Source organism: Curtobacterium sp. NPDC086286 (assembly GCF_044746255.1).
Classification (GTDB): domain Bacteria; phylum Actinomycetota; class Actinomycetes; order Actinomycetales; family Microbacteriaceae; genus Curtobacterium.
In genome coordinates this window covers 157,450-173,514 of record NZ_JBIVBW010000002.1, presented here as the reverse complement: position 1 = coordinate 173,514, position 16,065 = coordinate 157,450, and the positions used below count along the sequence as shown (strand labels likewise).

The window sequence follows — 16,065 nt, the reverse complement described above, 5'->3', positions numbered from 1 at the left end:
ACGGGTCGGACCGGAGCGCCACGACGACGGGCACCGACTGATGCCCGTCGTCACCCTGCCGTTCCGTGGACTCGTCGATCGCTTCGGCCCCGTGCCGGAGGGCATCGAGCTCGACGTGTGGGACGTCGAGGCACCGTACGGACGCCCCGACGACGTGGCCATCGCGTTCCTGCCGTTCTACTTCGGTGGGCGGCACCGGTGGCAGTACGTGCACGACCTGCCGAACCTGCGGCTCCTGCAGCTGCCGAGCGCCGGGTACGAGCACGCGGTCCCGCACGTCCCCGGCCACGCGCAGCTCGCGAACGGCCGCGGCATCCACGACGACGAGACCGCCGAACTCGCGGTGGGGCTCGCGCTGACGTCGCTGCGCGAGCTCGGGGCGTTCCAGGCCGACCGTGCGAACGGCGTCTGGGACGCCCGGACCACCCGGTCCCTCGCCGACCGTCGCGTGACCGTGGTCGGCTACGGCGCGATCGGGTCCGCCATCGCGACCCGCTTCGAGGCGTTCCGCACCGAGGTCACCGTGGTGGCGCGGACCGCGCGTGAGCAGGACGGCCGGCAGGTCCACGCGTTCGGCGAGCTCCCGGAGCTCGCCGCGACCACCGACGTCCTGGTGCTCATCGCCCCGCTGACGGACGAGACCGAACGGCTGGTGGACGCCGACCTGCTCGCCGCGCTGCCCGACGGCGCCCTCGTGGTGAACGTCGCCCGCGGCAAGGTCGTCGACACCGATGCCCTCGTCGCCGAGCTGCGGTCCGGACGGCTCTCGGCAGCGCTCGACGTCACCGATCCCGAACCCCTGCCCGACGGGCACCCGCTCTGGACGACGCCGAACACGGTCCTGACGCCGCACGTCGGCGGCAACACGGACCTCAGCGTGCCGCGGTCGATCGAGCTGATGCGCCGTCAGGTGGCCGCGTTGGCCGAGGGCCGACCGTTCGAGAACGTCATCGAGTCCTGACCACCCGGCCGGCCGGTCAGTCGGTCAGCAGCGCCATCCCGAGGCTCGGTGCCACGTCGTCGAAGCCGAGCGATCGGTAGAGCCGCTGCCCGGGCGGGTCGCCGACGAGGGTGACGTACGCGCCACGGGGCGCCCGGGAGCGGATGTCCGCGACGAGCCAGGCGACCACCGCACGACCGATCCCCCGGCGTTGGTGCGCCGGGTCGGTCGCGATGTCGGCGATGTGGAAGTACCAGCCGCCGTCGCCGATCGTCCGGCCCATCGCGACGGGCCGCCCGTCGGGATCGAGGACGTGGCAGGCGGACCAGCTGCCGGCGATCGCTCCGGCGCCCTGGTCGGCGTTCTTCGGCGTCAGGCCGGAGTCACGGCGCAGCCGGAGGTAGTCGTCGAGGGGAGGCGGGCCGGGGACGAGGGTGTAGGACGCGTCCATGGGGTCGGACTCAGACCGGCACGACGACCGGGACGACGCACGCCGGCGTGCCGACCGCGATCTGCGCGACGGCCTCGCCCGGGACACCGTCCTCGCCGAGGGGCAGGACCGCGATGGCGTCGGACATCTGGTTCGCCACGAGGAGGAACCCGGGCACCCGTGCGAAGTGCCGGGGCCACACTCCACCGGAGGACGCCGATCCCACGAGCGACAGCCCGCCGTCGGATGCGTCGAGCACCACCACGAGGTCGCGCCCGCGCACCGCGACGTACACGCGCCCGGCGTCGTCGACCTCGATGTGGCTGAGGAGCGACTCGCCGACCTCGCCGGTGAAGGTCGCCGCGGAGGCCACCGACACGAACGACCCCGAGCCGTCGCGGCGGAGGCGGTGGACCCGGCCGTCGAGCTCACCGGCCACGATGAGGTCGCCCTCGTACCAGGCGAGGTGCCGCGGTCCGACACCAGGGGTGACGTGGTGGACGCGGACCTGCTCGATGCTCGGGGCGTCCGTGATCCGGAACTCGTGCAGGGCGTCGCCGCCGAGGTCCGCCACGAGCACGGTGCCGTCCGGCGTCGCGGTCGACTGGTGGGCGTGCGGGCCCTCTTGCCGGTCCTCGACGGGGCCGGTGGCGTCGGGGAGGACCTCGGTGACGAGCGCCGACGCGGGCACCGTCACCTGGTCGTCGCTGCCGTGCGCGCCGATCAGCCCGTCGCTGCCGAGGACCGACGCGGCGTGCGACTCCGCTGCGGCGAGCGAGACCGCCGTGACGGTACCGGAGACGTAGTTGGTGACGACGAGCGCACCGGACGGGTCGACGCGCACGTGGCACGGGGCGTCGCCGCCGGCCGGAGCGTCCCAGAGGTGCTCGAGCGACGAGCCTCCCAGGCGGAAGGCCGAGACACCGCCGTCGGCCGTCTCAGACACGGCGTAGACCCGGTCACCGGAGACGGCCAGGAACGACGGGTCGTCGATGACCGCGACTGTGCGAGCCGTCGGCGCGCCGCCGTCCGCACCCCCGACCGGTCCGCCGGGCACGATCGAGATGCCCGTCGCGTTCCCGCCGCCGGTGGCCGTGTACGAGCCGACGAGCAGCGTCGGGAGCGCGTCGCTCACTCGTCGCCGCCGGCGATCTGCTCGTGGTGGTGGATGACCTCGGCGACGATGAAGTTCAGGAACTTCTCCGCGAAGGCGGGGTCGAGGTGCGACTCGGCGGCGAGGGACCGGAGTCGTGCGACCTGGATCTGCTCGCGGCCCGGGTCGGCCGCCGGCATCCCCGCTGCTGCCTTGAGGTAACCGACCCGCTGGGTGTACTTGAAGCGCTCGGCGAGCATGTGGATGACCGCGGCGTCGATGTTGTCGATGCTCTGGCGGATGCTGGCCAGTTCGGCGACGGCCGCCGGGTCGTACTGGGGCGTGGTGTCGTCGTCGCTCATGCCCCGAGCCTAACGGCCGCGACCGCTCGGCAGGTGTCGGTTACGTGGGCGGCCGGCGACCGGAACCTGAGCGGGAACTGAGCACGCCTTCGGAACTGCGAGAATGGGGACCATGTCGGTCCTGCTCGTGATCTCGTGCGTGTTCGCGGTCCTCGCGGGCCTCGTGCACGTGTACATCTTCTTCCTCGAGTCCGTCGCGTGGACGAGTCCCCGTGTGCGGAAGATCTTCGGCCTGTCGTCCGAGACCGAGGTCCAGGCCACCCGCTCGATGGCGTTCAACCAGGGCTTCTACAACCTGTTCCTCGCGATCGGCGCGATCCTCGGTGTGGTGCTCGCCGTCACGGGCAACGGGGCCACCGGGTGGACGCTCGTGGTGTTCTCGACGGCGTCGATGCTCGGTGCCGCCGTGGTCCTGCTCGGGACGGGTCGCCGGTACCTCAACTCCGCGTTCGTGCAGGGGTCGTTCCCGCTGATCGCTCTGCTCTTCGCGTTCCTCGGTTCGACGTTCGGCGCCTGACCGCAGCGTCGCGACGGGCCGGACGCCGGCTCGGGACGCGACCGCAGGACGACGGGAGGCGCGGTGCCAGCTGGCACCGCGCCTCCCGTCGTTCCGCGTCGGCGTCAGCCGAGCTTCGCCTGGAACTCGTCCGGCAGCTTCTCGAGCGCCCACTCGATCGCGGCGGTGGTCCCCATCGAGAACGCCGACGACACGTCCGGGTCGTCGAACACGATGGCGTGCCCGGCCTCGACCGACGGCACCTTCTGGAAGAGCGGGTCGGACTCGGCCTTGGACGCCTCGACGTAGATCGGCAGGATCAGCGTGAGATCGGCGTCCAGCAGGTCGAGGTTCTCGTCCGACAGGTGCACCGAGAACGCCTTGCCGGCCTGCTCGTCGATCGCCTTCGGGATCGTGAAGCCGAGGTTCCGCATGAACGTCGAGCGGCTGTCCGTCGAGGCGTAGGCCCCGAAGCCCTCGGACGTGTAGGCGCCGACGACCGCCGACTTGCCCGTGAAGTCCGGGTGCGCCTTGCGGGCGGCGGCGTAGGCGTCGTCGAGGCCGGCGAGGAGCTTCTTGCCCGCGGCCTCCTTGCCGAGCGCCTTCGCGATCATCGTGGTCTGCTGCTCGGTCGAGGCGAGGTAGTTCTCGCCGCCCTTCGGGATCGCCACCGTCGGTGCGATCGCGGAGAGCTTCGCGTAGCGGTCCTTGTCACCCGACGACTTCACGTCGAGGATCACGTCGGGCTTGAGCTTGAGGATGTCCTCGTAGCTCGGCTCGAGCGTCTGGATGATCTTCGGCGACTTCGTGTACGCGCCCTTGAGCCACGGCCCGACGCCGTCGCCACCGAACGCGAGCCAGTCGCTCGCGCCGACGGGCTGCACGCCGAGTTCGAGCGCGGTCTCGGCGTCGCCCCAGCCGAGGGCGACGACGCGCTTCGGCTGCGAGTCGATCTTCGTGGTGCCGAGGGCGGTGGTGATGGACACCGGGAACTGGCCGTCGGCGGACGTGGTCGCGGCGTCGTCGGACGACGAACCGGAGCCGGAGGCGCACCCGGCGAGGACGAGGGACGCTGCGACGACGGCGCCGGCAGCGGCGAGCGCTCGGCGGAAGCGGGAGGGAGTTCGGATCACAAAGGTAAGCCTAACCTAAGCGCTCGGCGCGGAACACGCCTGGATAGGCTGACGGGGACATGTACTCCGACCCCTCCCGGACCCGCCTCGCGGTGCTCGGCTCCCCCATCGCCCACTCCCTCTCCCCCACGCTGCACGCAGCGGCCTACGACGTGCTCGGGGTGCCGTTCACGTACGGGAGGCACGAGGTCGCGTCCGGCGGACTGGACGCGTTCGTCGCGGGGCTGGGTCCCGACTGGCGCGGCCTGAGCCTGACCATGCCGCTCAAGCGCGAGGTCCTGCCGATGCTCGACCGGACGACCCCGCTCGTCGACGAGCTCGGCGTCGCGAACACCATCGCGTTCCGCACGGTCGGCGACACCGTCCTGCGGTCCGGCGCGAACACCGACGTCGAGGGGATCGTGCGCCCGGTCGAGGCGCTCGGACACCTCCCCGGCGAGGCGACCGTCCTCGGCGGCGGTGCGACCGCGGCGAGCGCCCTCACCGCGGCCGTGCGGCTCGGGGCGTCGCTCGTGCGGGTGTTCCTCCGCGACACCGCGAAGGCCGGACACCTCGTCGACCTGGCCGTGCGGCTCGGGGTCTCGCTCGAGGTGCTCCCGCTGACCGAGCTGCCGGGGAGCCGTCACGGGTTCGTCGTCTCGACGCTGCCCGGGGGTGCGGCGGACACGCTCGACCTCGTGCCGTCAGGGCCGGACGCGGTGCTCTTCGACGTGGCCTACGAGCCCTGGCCGACCGCCGTCGCCACCCGGTGGGCGGACGCCGGCGGGCGCGTGCTGAACGGGCTCGACATGCTCGCCGAGCAGGCCCTCGGGCAGATCCGGTTCTTCCTGAGCGGTGACCAGGACGAGCTCCTGCCGGCCGAGGCCGACGTGCGGAGGGCGATGCGCGCCTCCGTGGGCCTGCCGGAGACCATCGGGGCCTGAGCCTCGGTCAGCGCCGAGCTCGTGCCTCGGCGTCGAGCAACGCGACCGAGACGTCCCAGAGCCGCTCGGCGGCGGCCGGGTCGAGCGCCCACGGGAGCACCCCGTGCAGCCCGTCGGCGATGCGGTCGACGACGGCTGCCTCGTGGCAGTCCTCGAAGTACCGGCCGCTCACGCCGTCGAGCTCCGGAGCGGTGGCGAGGAGCACCGACGTCGCCGCGCCCTGCTCCGGGGACTTGACGACGTCCGCCGCGGAGACCTTCGTCGCCGCGAGCACCTTCGGGTCCCAGTGCTTCTGCAGCCCCGTCCAGATCCCTCCGGGCATGCACGCGTTCGCCGTGATCCCGTCGGCGGCCCATCGTCGACCGACCTCGACGGCGAAGAGCACGTTGGCGGTCTTGGACTGGGCGTAGGCGAGCCCGGGCTCGTACGGGCGACGCCGGAAGAACAGGTCGTCGAACACGACCGGCGAGCTGCCGTGCCCGCTCGACGACAGCGAGACGATCCGCGCACCGGACGCCGCGGCGAGCGCTTCGTGCAGCCCGAGGGCCAGCGCGAAGTGCCCGAGGTGGTTCGTGGCGAACTGCGTCTCCCACCCGGCCGAGGTGTACGACTCCGGGCTGTCCATCACCCCGGCGTTGGCGACCAGGACCTCGAGGGGGCCGGACCACGACGCCGCGAACGCTTCCACGGAGGCCGGGCGGTCGAGGTGGAGCTCGGCGACGTCGGGCGCGGTGCGTCCGGTGGTGCGGGCGATGTCCGCCGCGACCCGCTGTCCGGCCTCGACGTCGCGGACCGCCAGGGTCACGGTCGCACCGGCCCCGGCGAGCGCTCGGGCCGTCTCGACGCCGATGCCCGAGGCGGCCCCGGTCACGACGGCGGTCCGTCCCCGGAGGTCGAGCCCCGCCACGACCTCGGCGGCGGTGGTGTGGGCGCCGAAGGCGGCGAGGTCACGGTCCGGCACGGTGTGCTCCTGTCTGGGGACGGAGGCGCTCAGGACACCGTGCCGTCCACGTAGGACCACCGGCCGTGCTCGCGCACGAAGTCGCTCGTCTCCTCGAGTGTGCCCCGCTCGTCGTCGGTGCGCCACCACGCGCGGAAGGCGACGGTGCCGCGGGAGTCGAACGGGCCGCCGGACTCCGTCGACAGGACGTCCAGCCGCGTCCAGCGCTGGGCCGGGTCGAGCTCGAGACTCGCCGGGCGGGTGCGCGGGTGCCACGTCTGCAGCAGGTACTCGGGCAGGCCGAGGGCGAACGCGCTGAACCGCGACCGCATGAGCCGCTCGGCGGTCGGGGCCGCGGCGCCCGCGTGCAGCGGGCCGCAGCACTCGCCGTAGGGGTTGCCGCTCAGGCAGGGGCAGCGCGACTCGTCGGTGACCACGGGCGGCACGCTAGTCGACGATCGACAGCGCGACCGTGATGTTGCCGCGGGTGGCGTTCGAGTAGGGGCAGATCTCGTGCGCGCGCTCGGCGAGACGCTGGCGCTGCTCGGGTCGGGCGGCCGGCGCGTAGACGTCGAGCTCGACCGCGAGGCCGAAGCCCCCGTTGCCGGTGCCGCCGATGCCGACCTCGGCCGAGACCTCGGCGCCGGTCGTGTCGACGTCGAGCTCCCGGCCCGCGGCGTGGAGCGCCCCGAGGAAGCACGCGGCGTACCCGGCGGCGAAGAGCTGCTCGGGGTTCGTGCCCTCGCCGCTGCCGCCCATCTCCTTCGGCGGACGGGTGTCGAGGTCGAGGCGGTCGTCCTCGCTGCGCACGTGTCCGTCGCGGCCGCCTCCGGTGGCGTGGGCGGCGGCGGTGTAGACGATGTCGAGACTCATGGCACGAGCGCATCGTGCGTTCCTGGACGACCGCTGGAGCGGGGCGCAACGACGGGCGGCGGCGATCGGTCGATGAGGACGCGTCGGGCGTGTCCGGCCCCATCGCTGTCAGCTTCATGGAGTAGACGGAACCTCGTGTTCAGACTCGGGTGGCAGGTGCTGCGGGGGCGGATCGCCACGGTGGTCGATCCCGCACGCGCCCGTCGTGCCGTGTGGATCGCCGCCGCGTGCTCCGTGGTCGTGCTGGTCGGCTCCGTCGTGCTGCAGCTCGCGTTCGGCTGGGCCGGTACGGGTCCCGTCCGACCGGTCGTGGTCATCACGCTCGTGTCCCTGGGCCTCGGATCGATCGTGTTCTCCGCCTTCCGGACCGACCGTCCGCTCGACCCGGCAGCGACCATCAACGGGCGACAGGTCCGGCCGGACTGGCAGATGAGCGTGCGGTGGTCGGTGCAGCCCTACCTGGGCAGACGGCAACGGCCGGTGGCGCCCGAGGACCGCGCGGCCGTGCTGACCGACGTCGGACTCCTGCAGCGCGGGCTGGTCCGGCGGCTGACGCGGCTCACCCCGCTCCTCAGCGGGGTCGCACTGCTCGGGATCGCGGCCTTCGCGCGCAGCGACGTGCGGCCGATCGCGCTGCTGTGGGCAGCGGTGTACGTCTGCACGCTGCCCGACCTCGTGGTGCGGCTCGGCCGCTCGGAGCGCGCGCGGCTCGCAGCCCTCGCGGTCGACCCGCCGGCCGGAGACGCCGATACGGGGAAGCACGGGGTCGACGGTTCGAAGGTGCGGCTGCCCGGTGACTGAGGCCCGCGAGCAGGTACCCCGGACCGTCTTCCGCACCGGGTGGCAGGTGTACCGCGAGCGGCTCCCCGAGCTCGTCGACCGGCGACACCACCGCCGTGCCGTCCGCGTCGGGATCGTCGTCGCGGTCGTCGCGTTCGCCGGGCTGCTGCTCCTGGGGGCGTTCGTCGAGCGCCTCGACGGAGCCGTCCCGGTCGCTGCCGGGGTCGTCGTGGCGCTCCTGGTCGCCGCGGGCATCGGGTGCGTCGGTGCCGCCCTCACGCCGATCGGCCCCCGGGGATGGTCGCTCCCACCCGTGCCCGGCATCGGGTGGCGCACACAGGAGGCGATCGCCCGGTACTTCCGCCGCAACCCGCCGCCGGTCGCGCCGGAGCACCGCGACGCCGTGCTGCAGGGCATGCCGGCGACCCGCGACCTGCTCGTCCGCGCGGCCTACCGCTCGCTGTTCCTCACGGGCGGGTGGATCGGCATCGTCCTCGGCACCCTGGTGTTCGACGTGGCCTCGTCGGTGGGCAGCGACACCGTGATCCTGTTCCCGGGCGTCTGGCTCTTCTCGATCGTGATCACGAGCGGCACGGGGGTCATCGGCATCCGGACGCTCGGGCGCCAGGAGCAACTCCGCGTCGAGGCCGAGGCGTTGCCGCCCGTCCCGCCCGCGCCGCGCCGCGGACGCCCCGACAGCCCGAGCGGCAGCAAGCTGGCGCTCCCGGGCGAGTGAGCGCGTGAGCGCGTGTCGGTGGCACCGGGCACACTGGGCGCATGTGTGGAAGGTTCGTCGTCTCCGACACCACGGCCGATCTGCTGCCGGAACTGATCGGTGAGCTCGCCGACCGGACCGAGCACGTCGACGAGGACACCGGCGTGGTCGGCACCGGGCTGGTCCCGAGCTGGAACGTCGCACCGACCGACCCGGTCTTCGCGGTCCGGCAGCGGCACGGGCAGCGCGAACTCCCGCAGATCAGCTGGGGGTTCGTGCCGAGCTGGGCGAAGGACTTCCAGAAGCAGCGTCCGAAGCCGATCAACGCCCGCATCGAGACCGTCGCGACGAGCGGCATGTTCAAGCGGGCGTTCGCGACGAACCGCTGCATCGTCCCCGCCCAGGGCTACTACGAGTGGGTCGTGCGCGAGGACGGCAAGGAACCGCACTTCGTCCACGAACCCGGCGGCGCCCTCGCGATGGCCGGTGTCGTGAGCGCCTGGCCCGACCCCACGAAGCCCGACAGCGACCCGGACAAGTGGCGGCTGTCCCTGGCGATCATCACGCGGGACGCCCACGTGGCCCCGGGCGAGGTGCACGACCGCATGCCGGCGTTCCTCACCCCGGACGGCTACGACGCCTGGTTGGACACCGAGCAGGGCGGCCTCGGACAGGACGACCTGCTCGCCCTGCTCGATCACGAGTCGCTGACGGTCGCGGCGGGCCTCGAGCAGTACGAGGTCTCGCGTGCGGTGAACAGCGTCAAGAACGACGGGCGACAGCTCATCGAGCGGGTCGCGTAGCCACCCCGCTCAGCAGACGTCGGACCCCGGCGTGGTCATCCCCACGGTCACGTCCGACAGGTCCTGGGTCCGCAGGGTCCCCAGTGGCCCGGCCGTCGTCACCCGGAGCCCGGTCAGGTGTCCGCCGTGCGCCAGGCTCTTCGAGCGCATCTCGGCGACGACCCGGACGTCGTGGTGCGGCGCGATCACCGTACCGTCGGCGTCGAGGACCTGCGCGCCGTCGACGACGCTCGCGGTGTCGCCCATCAGTGCGCCCGTGCCGGATCCCCGGACCTTCTCCGCGAGGACGACGCGCACCGAGCGGAGCCCGGAGTTCCACGTCGCACGGACGCCCCGGAGCGTGACGGGCCGGTCGGACGGGTTCCGCAGGACGAACCCGGCGGACATCCGGGTCTCGTCACGTCCGGCCTCGTCGTCCGACCACCCGCCGCAGACGCCGCTCGCGCCCAGCGCGCGCAGCGGCGCGGGCGACGAGGTGACGACCACGAGCCCGGCGAGCAGGACGAGTGCCGCGACGACGCACGTCGCCAGCACCGCGCGTGCAGACGGGCCCGCTCGGTGCGGGATGGTCGCGTGCTCGTCCGACGTCATGGTCCCCCCGGTCCGGGCCGAGCGTCGACCCACGTCGAGAGCATGACAGACAGGAGGCCCGGATCGCGTCAGCCGATCGGCTGACGTGGTCCGGGCCCGCAGTCCAGAGCGTCAGGCGCCGTCGCGACGCACGTCCGGCAGGAGCACGTGGAGCCGCTCGGCGAGCCGCAGCTGGGCTTCCTCGAGCGACCGGAAGTCGCCGACGTACTGCCCGAAGGTGTCCGACACGAAGTAGTGCGCACCCTGGCGGTCGACGGTCCCGCCGTAGTAGCCGCCGTAGTTCGCCGCCCAGAGCCCCGTGTCGGGCCGCGACCAGAGGATGCGCGGGTGGACCGGCTCGTCGACGTCGGTGTCGACGACGAGGTCGACGTGGGCGTCCATGCCGGTGATCGCGACCATGGTGGCGGTGTCGACGGTCACCTCGGTGTGCTGGTGGTGGTCGACGGGCGTGCTCATGGTCGTGCTCCTCTTGGTGCGTGCTGCTGTGGTGCGGCGTTCCGTGGTGCGGGTGGTGCGGGGTGGTGCGGGGTGGTGCAGTGCTCCGGGGAGCGACGTGCTAGTCGACCGGGCGGATCACGGACGGCAGCATCACGTGCAGCTGGTCCGCGAGCTTCGCCTGTGCCTGCTCGAGCGACGCGAAGTCGCCGACGACGAGGCCGAACGTGTCCGAGGCGACGTAGCGGTCGTCCCGCTTGTCCACCGATCCGCCGAAGTACCCGCCGTAGTTGGCGACCCACTCGCCGTCGTCCTCCTGCGTCCAGGTGAGCTTGGCGCGGGCAGGGCGGGCGTGCGGTTCGGCCTGGGCTTCGAGGATGGCGATCGTGTCGACGGTCTCGGTGTCGAGCGTGACCTCGGCTCGGGTGTCGGTGCTGACGGTGGTGCTCATGTCGCTCTCCTTCGCGATCCGGGGTACATCGGCTGACATGAGAACGCTACGAGACCGACCCCTCCACCCGCCAGCGACGCCCGCCGATTCACGGGATCCGTCAATGCGCCCCATCGGCGAAGCCCGGGTTTCCGGGGTCGGGCGTCGCACTTCCGGGGTACAGGGGACAGATCGGGGTACTCGTTCTCCGGCCAATCCGATGGAGGACCGTCAGGCGCTCGTTCGGCCAGCAGCCCGGCGGTACGTCCCCGGTGTCATCCCGGCCAGCGGCGTGAACTGCTCGATGAACTGGCTCGTCGTCGCCCAGCCGCAGGCCGCCGCGACGTCGGTGACGCTGTGTCCTCCCGCGAGCAGCACGAGCGCACGGTGCACCCGGAGCTGCAGGCGCCACTGCCGGTACCCCGTGCCCGTCTCCTGCCGGAACAGCCGGGTCAGCGTCCGTTCCCCGAGCCCCGCCCAGGCCGCGAGCTCGGCGAGCGACAGCGGGGTCGACAGGTCGCGCTCGACCCGTCGCACCACCCGGCGCAGCCGGGGGTCGCGCGGCTCCGGCAGGTGCAGCGGCTGCTCCGGCGCGGACGCGACCTCGTCGACGACGACCGCACGGAGGTGGGACCTGGCCGTCTCGGAGCGCGGCGCCGGTGTCGTGAGGGCGAGCAGCGCCTCCCGTGCGAGCGGTGAGACGGACAGGACGGCGGGGCCGGACGGGAGGCGCGCGGCGGCCTCCGCGGACAGGTACACGATCCGCATGTCGGTCACCCCGTGGGCCCGGTGCCGGTGCTCGGCACCGGCCGGCACCCACGCGACCCGGTTCGACGGCGCGATCCACGCACCGTCGGCGGTGATGAGCGACAGCACGCCCGTCGCTGCGTGCACGAGGTGACCGAGCGGGTGCGCGTGGGGCGGGACCGTCTCGGCGTGCTCGAAGCGGTACGCCGCCTCGGTGCGGTCGTCGACGATCCGCTCGTGGGCGTGGCTGGAAACCGACATCGATCGGCAGCATACGTGTTCCGGGCCGGTCCCGCCGGGTGGTGGGATCGGAGCATGACCACCGCTTCCACCACCGTGCCCGACACGAGACCCCGCCGGCGACTCCTGGCCGCCTGGTACGTCGGCGCCGGACTCCTGCTCGTCGCGCTGAACCTGCGGATGGGCGTGGCGTCGGTGGGTCCGGTCCTCGGTGCCGTCGAGCGCTCCCTGCACCTCGGGCCGTCGGCGGCGAGCCTGCTCACCACCATCCCGGTGTTCGCGTTCGGGGCGTTCGCGTTCCTGACGCCGCTGCTGACCCGGCGGATCGGGCTGCACCGGCTGCTCGGCCTGACGATGGCCGTGCTCGCTGTGGGCATCGCGCTGCGGATCGAGCCCCACGGCTGGGCGCTCTACGGCGGCACCGTGCTGGCCGGCGCCGCGATCGCGGTGGCGAACGTCCTCATGCCCGCGGCGATCAAGAGCGACTTCGCGCACCGGGTCGGGCTGATGATGGGGCTGTACTCGACGGCGCTGTTCCTCAGTGCCGCGATCGCCTCGGCGGCCGTCGTCCCGCTCGCGGCCGCGTTCGGGTCGTGGCGACCGGCGCTGGCGTTCTGGGCGGTGCCGGCGGTCGTCGCGTTCCTCGTCTGGTTGCCGCGGGCGCTGCGGAACCCGGGGCACACCGGGCGCTCGCGGACGGTGGACGACGCTCCGGTCCAGGCCGCCGACGAGCCGACGTTCGCCCGCCTGTTCCGCGACCCCGTGGCGATCGCGGTGACCGGGTTCATGGGGTTGCAGAGCCTGTCGTACTACGCGTTCCTCACCTGGGTGCCGACGGTGCTGCAGGACGCCGGGGTGACGGCGCACGAGGCCGGTCTGATGCTCGCGTACTCGAGCCTGCCCGGGATCGTCACCGGGGTGACCGGACCCGCGATCGCGCGGCGACTGCGACCGACGTGGGTGCCGGTCGTCGTCGTCGTGGTGCTCTGCGCGGTGGGGTTCGTCGGCCTGCTCGTGGCTCCGGCCGCCGGGGCGTGGCTGTGGATGACGTTGCTCGGGCTCGGGCAGGGCGGCGCGATCAGCCTCTCGTTGAGCTACATCGTGTGGCGGTCGCCCGATGCCCGGCACACCGCGCACGTGTCGACGATGGCGCAGGGGACGGGGTACCTGCTCGCGGGGCTCGGACCGCTCGGGATCGGGTTGCTGCACACGGCGACCGGGGGCTGGACGGTGCCGGTCGTGGTGCTGCTGGCGCTGCTCGGGGTGCAGCTCGTGGCCGGCGTCGCCGCGAGTCGCGAGCGGCAGGTGCTGGCGCGGCGCTGAGCGGCGGGCGGCCGGGGCGCAGGGCGCCCGCGCGTCAGCGCCCGGCGCGCAGTGTGCCCGCGCGTCAGCGCCCGGCGCGCAGTGTGTTCGCGCGTCAGCGCACGGCGCGCAGCGCGTCCGCGACCACCACGAGCGCCGCGGCGATCTCGTCTGCCACCCGCTCGTGCGTCGCCATCGACCGGCGGTACGGGTCGTCGACGTCGTCGTCCGCCGGGTCCGCGAGCGGCGGCACGGTCCCCCGCAGTCGGGCCACGAGTGCGACGAGCTCCTCGGGCGTGGACACGCCGGCGAGCTCGGCCGGCTCGAGCCCGTCGAGCACCCGGGCGAACTGCTTGACCGTGAACGCGCGCTTCGCCGTCCGGGGCGCGAGCGAGACCACGGCCGCACGGTGCGAGCGCTCGGCGGTGAGCACGAGGTCCGCCGACCCCGCGATCGCCGCGGTGAGGTACCGCGCACGGTGTCCGTCGGGCGACCCGCCGAGTCGCACGGACTGCGCTGCGGCGGCATCGTCCATCGGAGCGCCGTCCTGCGCGATGGTGCCGGCGGACTCGACCACGAACGCGGCTGCGTCCGGGCCGAGTCGCGCCGTGAGGACCTGTGCGCCGAGCGGCGAACGGCAGATGTTGCCGCTGCAGACGAACAGGACGCGCATCGTCAGGCTGCGGTGTCGCCGAGCAGGTCGTGCCGCACGACGATGGCGTCACGACCGGGGCCGACACCGATCGCGGAGATCCGCGCCCCGGACATCGCCTCGACCGCGAGCACGTAGTCCTGCGCGTTCTTCGGCAGGTCCTCGAAGGAGCGGGCACCCGTGATGTCCTCGCTCCAACCGGGGAACTCCTCGTAGACGGGCTTGGCGTGGTGGAAGTCCGACTGGTTGACGGGGACCTCGTCCACGCGGACGCCGTCGACCTCGTACGCCACGCAGACGGGGATCGTCGACAGCCCGGTGAGGACGTCGAGCTTCGTGAGCACGAAGTCCGTCACGCCGTTGACGCGCGCCGTGTAGCGGGCGATCGGGGCGTCGTACCAGCCGCAGCGACGCGGGCGCCCCGTGGTGGTGCCGAACTCGAAGCCGTTGGCCCGGAGGAACTCCCCCGACTCGTCGAACAGCTCGGTCGGGAACGGACCGGCGCCGACGCGGGTCGTGTACGCCTTGACGATGCCGATGATGCGCTCGAGCTTGCCCGGGCCGATGCCCGAACCGGTCGCCGCGCCACCCGCCGTCGCCGACGAGGAGGTCACGAACGGGTAGGTGCCGTGGTCGACGTCGAGCATGGTGGCCTGGCCGGCCTCGAACAGGACGGTCTCGCCGCGCTCGAGCGCACGGTGGATCTCGAGCCCGGTGTCGGCGACCATCGGACGCAGGCGGTCCGCGAAGGACAGCAGCGACTCGACGACCTCGTCGGCGTCGATCGCGCGACGGTTGAAGACCTTCACCAGCAGGTGGTTCTTCTGGTCGAGGGCCGCTTCGACCTTCTGGCGCAGGATGTTCTCGTCGAAGATGTCCTGGATGCGGATGCCGACGCGGTTGATCTTGTCGGCGTAGGTCGGGCCGATGCCGCGACCGGTGGTGCCGATCTGGCGCTTGCCGAGGAACCGCTCGGTCACCTTGTCGATCGTGCGGTGGTAGTGCGTGATGACGTGGGCGTTCGCCGACACGAGCAGCTTTGAGGTGTCGACGCCGCGGGCCTTCAGCGCGTCGAGCTCCTGGAAGAGGACCTCGAGGTCGACGACCACGCCGTTGCCGATGACGGGCGTGACGCCCGGCGTGAGGATGCCGGAGGGCAGCAGGTGCAGGGCGTACTTCTCGCCGCCGACGACGACCGTGTGCCCGGCGTTGTTGCCGCCGTTGAACTTCACGACGTAGTCGATGCGGGACCCGAGGAGGTCGGTGGCCTTCCCCTTGCCCTCGTCGCCCCACTGGGCTCCGATGATCACTGCAGCGGGCATCTGGTTCTCCTCACGTTGGCGGAGGACCTCACACGACCAGTCGGGCCGGTGGTCCACCCGAGTCTATCGGACGGCCACCGGCACGCTACCTGCCGGTCGCCCGGTCGGAGCGCTCGCGCACACCGGCGACGAGCGGCCACCCCACCGCCAGGACGGCGAGCAGGAGCAGTGCGACGAGCAGGACCCGGGCGTCCGCGCCGAAGCCCGAGGCGAGGAGCGCCCACACCGGGACGACGAGACAGACGCCCAGCCAGACCGCCGCGAGCAGTGCCCGCGCCGCCCGGTGCACCCGCAGGGCGATCGCGGCGACGACGGCGGCGAAGAGCCCCGACACGGCCCAGGTGCCGCCGGTGGCGACCGCCGTCCGGGCGTCGCCGGAACAGGACGCCGGGGCCGGGTACACGGCCGGGCACGCGACGGCTGCTCCCTCGGTGAGCCAGAGGGCTGCGAGTGCGCACACCACGACGACACACGCCCTCGCGACCGTCCACCCCATCACCCGATGATGCCGGAGGTGCGGTCCGGACGCCACCCCGGGACGGACTGGAGGCGCGGTGCCAGCCGGCACCGCGCCTCCAGTCCCGAGCGGGTCGCGCTCGCGCGCTCAGCTGCGGAAGAAGTCCTGGTACGACGGGTCGCCCACCGGGGCCGAGTGGCCGGGCTCGGCGAGGCGCTCCTCGATCATCGACTGGATGACGTCCGGCGGGGTGAGCCCACGGCGACGCCACTCCATCGGGTTGGCCCGGAGCTGCTTCAGGGTGGTCTGCGTCTGCATGCTGCAACCCTCCCACCGGATAACTAGTTTGTCTAACTACATGTCCTCTTGACGCACTGCGGGCCCCGTCGCTGGGGTGCGAC

General features: G+C 72.8%; 22 protein-coding genes. 7 read left to right on the top strand and 15 right to left on the bottom strand.

The window, feature by feature from the left end; translation table 11 throughout:
• Positions 1–40 precede the first annotated feature (40 nt).
• Positions 41–961, top strand: a complete 921-nt coding sequence (locus ACIPKM_RS04285) for a 2-hydroxyacid dehydrogenase (protein ID WP_071294462.1) — start codon at positions 41–43, stop codon at positions 959–961.
• A 16-nt stretch (positions 962–977) separates the two neighbouring features.
• Here the strand turns inward: ACIPKM_RS04285 and ACIPKM_RS04280 are convergent, their stop codons facing one another.
• The 3 genes from ACIPKM_RS04280 to ACIPKM_RS04270 are packed head-to-tail and all read right to left on the bottom strand — an operon-like array spanning position 978 to position 2,825.
• Complete coding sequence (locus tag ACIPKM_RS04280) at positions 978–1,391, bottom strand: GNAT family N-acetyltransferase (protein WP_071294461.1); 414 nt, start codon at positions 1,389–1,391, stop codon at positions 978–980.
• Positions 1,392–1,401: 10 nt separating this feature from the next.
• Entirely contained in the window at positions 1,402–2,505 is a 1,104-nt protein-coding gene (locus ACIPKM_RS04275; protein ID WP_071294460.1) for a beta-propeller fold lactonase family protein, read from the bottom strand.
• Entirely contained in the window at positions 2,502–2,825 is a 324-nt protein-coding gene (locus ACIPKM_RS04270) for a chorismate mutase (protein WP_070417024.1), read from the bottom strand. Before ACIPKM_RS04270 ends, ACIPKM_RS04275 begins: the two co-directional genes overlap by 4 nt.
• Before the next feature lie 112 nt (positions 2,826–2,937).
• On the opposite strand from ACIPKM_RS04270, the gene ACIPKM_RS04265 reads away from it, so the two are divergent.
• The gene (locus ACIPKM_RS04265) at positions 2,938–3,342 is read left to right on the top strand and encodes a DUF1304 domain-containing protein (protein ID WP_083295407.1); all 405 of its coding nucleotides are present in this window, start codon (positions 2,938–2,940) and stop codon (positions 3,340–3,342) included.
• Positions 3,343–3,446: 104 nt separating this feature from the next.
• On the opposite strand, the gene ACIPKM_RS04260 is transcribed toward ACIPKM_RS04265, so the two are convergent.
• Positions 3,447–4,454: an iron-siderophore ABC transporter substrate-binding protein gene (locus ACIPKM_RS04260; RefSeq protein WP_071294459.1), complete on the bottom strand. Its 1,008-nt coding sequence runs from the start codon at positions 4,452–4,454 to the stop codon at positions 3,447–3,449.
• Positions 4,455–4,513: 59 nt separating this feature from the next.
• On the opposite strand from ACIPKM_RS04260, the gene ACIPKM_RS04255 reads away from it, so the two are divergent.
• Complete coding sequence (locus ACIPKM_RS04255; protein WP_070417026.1) at positions 4,514–5,377, top strand: shikimate dehydrogenase; 864 nt, start codon at positions 4,514–4,516, stop codon at positions 5,375–5,377.
• Between the two features lie 7 nt (positions 5,378–5,384).
• Here ACIPKM_RS04255 and ACIPKM_RS04250 read toward each other — a convergent pair whose 3' ends face one another.
• From ACIPKM_RS04250 to ACIPKM_RS04240, 3 genes are read right to left on the bottom strand one after another with little or no spacing between them, the layout of a single operon-like run.
• On the bottom strand, positions 5,385–6,338 hold the full coding sequence (locus tag ACIPKM_RS04250) for an SDR family NAD(P)-dependent oxidoreductase (RefSeq protein ID WP_071294458.1): 954 nt from the start codon (positions 6,336–6,338) through the stop codon (positions 5,385–5,387).
• Positions 6,339–6,367: 29 nt separating this feature from the next.
• On the bottom strand, positions 6,368–6,754 hold the full coding sequence (locus tag ACIPKM_RS04245; RefSeq protein ID WP_071294503.1) for a YchJ family protein: 387 nt from the start codon (positions 6,752–6,754) through the stop codon (positions 6,368–6,370).
• A gap of 10 nt (positions 6,755–6,764) precedes the next feature.
• On the bottom strand, positions 6,765–7,190 hold the full coding sequence (locus ACIPKM_RS04240) for an organic hydroperoxide resistance protein (protein ID WP_071294457.1): 426 nt from the start codon (positions 7,188–7,190) through the stop codon (positions 6,765–6,767).
• A 135-nt stretch (positions 7,191–7,325) separates the two neighbouring features.
• Between ACIPKM_RS04240 and ACIPKM_RS04235 the strand changes: the two genes are divergently transcribed.
• From ACIPKM_RS04235 to ACIPKM_RS04225, 3 genes are read left to right on the top strand one after another with little or no spacing between them, the layout of a single operon-like run.
• Positions 7,326–7,991 carry a hypothetical protein gene (locus ACIPKM_RS04235; protein ID WP_071294456.1) on the top strand — a complete coding sequence of 222 codons (666 nt, stop codon included), beginning with the start codon at positions 7,326–7,328 and terminating at the stop codon, positions 7,989–7,991.
• Complete coding sequence (locus ACIPKM_RS04230) at positions 7,984–8,706, top strand: hypothetical protein (RefSeq protein ID WP_071294455.1); 723 nt, start codon at positions 7,984–7,986, stop codon at positions 8,704–8,706. The genes ACIPKM_RS04235 and ACIPKM_RS04230 overlap by 8 nt, the downstream gene beginning before the upstream one ends.
• 41 nt (positions 8,707–8,747) lie before the next feature.
• Complete coding sequence (locus ACIPKM_RS04225; RefSeq protein ID WP_071294454.1) at positions 8,748–9,488, top strand: SOS response-associated peptidase; 741 nt, start codon at positions 8,748–8,750, stop codon at positions 9,486–9,488.
• 9 nt (positions 9,489–9,497) lie between these two features.
• Here ACIPKM_RS04225 and ACIPKM_RS04220 read toward each other — a convergent pair whose 3' ends face one another.
• The 4 genes from ACIPKM_RS04220 to ACIPKM_RS04205 all read right to left on the bottom strand — a co-directional run bounded on the left by ACIPKM_RS04220 (position 9,498) and on the right by ACIPKM_RS04205 (position 11,952).
• On the bottom strand, positions 9,498–10,079 hold the full coding sequence (locus ACIPKM_RS04220; RefSeq protein ID WP_071294453.1) for a hypothetical protein: 582 nt from the start codon (positions 10,077–10,079) through the stop codon (positions 9,498–9,500).
• A 111-nt stretch (positions 10,080–10,190) separates the two neighbouring features.
• On the bottom strand, positions 10,191–10,535 hold the full coding sequence (locus tag ACIPKM_RS04215; RefSeq protein WP_071294452.1) for a hypothetical protein: 345 nt from the start codon (positions 10,533–10,535) through the stop codon (positions 10,191–10,193).
• Positions 10,536–10,635: 100 nt separating this feature from the next.
• On the bottom strand, positions 10,636–10,965 hold the full coding sequence (locus ACIPKM_RS04210; protein WP_070417032.1) for a hypothetical protein: 330 nt from the start codon (positions 10,963–10,965) through the stop codon (positions 10,636–10,638).
• Between the two features lie 210 nt (positions 10,966–11,175).
• A complete protein-coding gene (locus ACIPKM_RS04205) occupies positions 11,176–11,952 on the bottom strand; it encodes a helix-turn-helix transcriptional regulator (RefSeq protein WP_083403142.1) in 777 nt (258 codons plus the stop codon).
• Between the two features lie 54 nt (positions 11,953–12,006).
• Here ACIPKM_RS04205 and ACIPKM_RS04200 point away from each other — a divergent pair, with 54 nt between their 5' ends.
• Positions 12,007–13,254, top strand: a complete 1,248-nt coding sequence (locus ACIPKM_RS04200; protein WP_402736237.1) for an MFS transporter — start codon at positions 12,007–12,009, stop codon at positions 13,252–13,254.
• Positions 13,255–13,348: 94 nt separating this feature from the next.
• Here the strand turns inward: ACIPKM_RS04200 and ACIPKM_RS04195 are convergent, their stop codons facing one another.
• The 4 genes from ACIPKM_RS04195 to ACIPKM_RS04180 all read right to left on the bottom strand — a co-directional run bounded on the left by ACIPKM_RS04195 (position 13,349) and on the right by ACIPKM_RS04180 (position 15,982).
• The gene (locus ACIPKM_RS04195) at positions 13,349–13,906 is read right to left on the bottom strand and encodes a low molecular weight phosphatase family protein (protein ID WP_402736236.1); all 558 of its coding nucleotides are present in this window, start codon (positions 13,904–13,906) and stop codon (positions 13,349–13,351) included.
• Between the two features lie 2 nt (positions 13,907–13,908).
• A complete protein-coding gene (locus ACIPKM_RS04190) occupies positions 13,909–15,207 on the bottom strand; it encodes an adenylosuccinate synthase (protein ID WP_402736235.1) in 1,299 nt (432 codons plus the stop codon).
• A gap of 85 nt (positions 15,208–15,292) precedes the next feature.
• Positions 15,293–15,703, bottom strand: coding sequence for a hypothetical protein (locus ACIPKM_RS04185; protein WP_402736234.1), 411 nt, complete (start codon positions 15,701–15,703; stop codon positions 15,293–15,295).
• A 108-nt stretch (positions 15,704–15,811) separates the two neighbouring features.
• The gene (locus tag ACIPKM_RS04180) at positions 15,812–15,982 is read right to left on the bottom strand and encodes a hypothetical protein (RefSeq protein WP_156794772.1); all 171 of its coding nucleotides are present in this window, start codon (positions 15,980–15,982) and stop codon (positions 15,812–15,814) included.
• Positions 15,983–16,065: the final 83 nt, after the last annotated feature.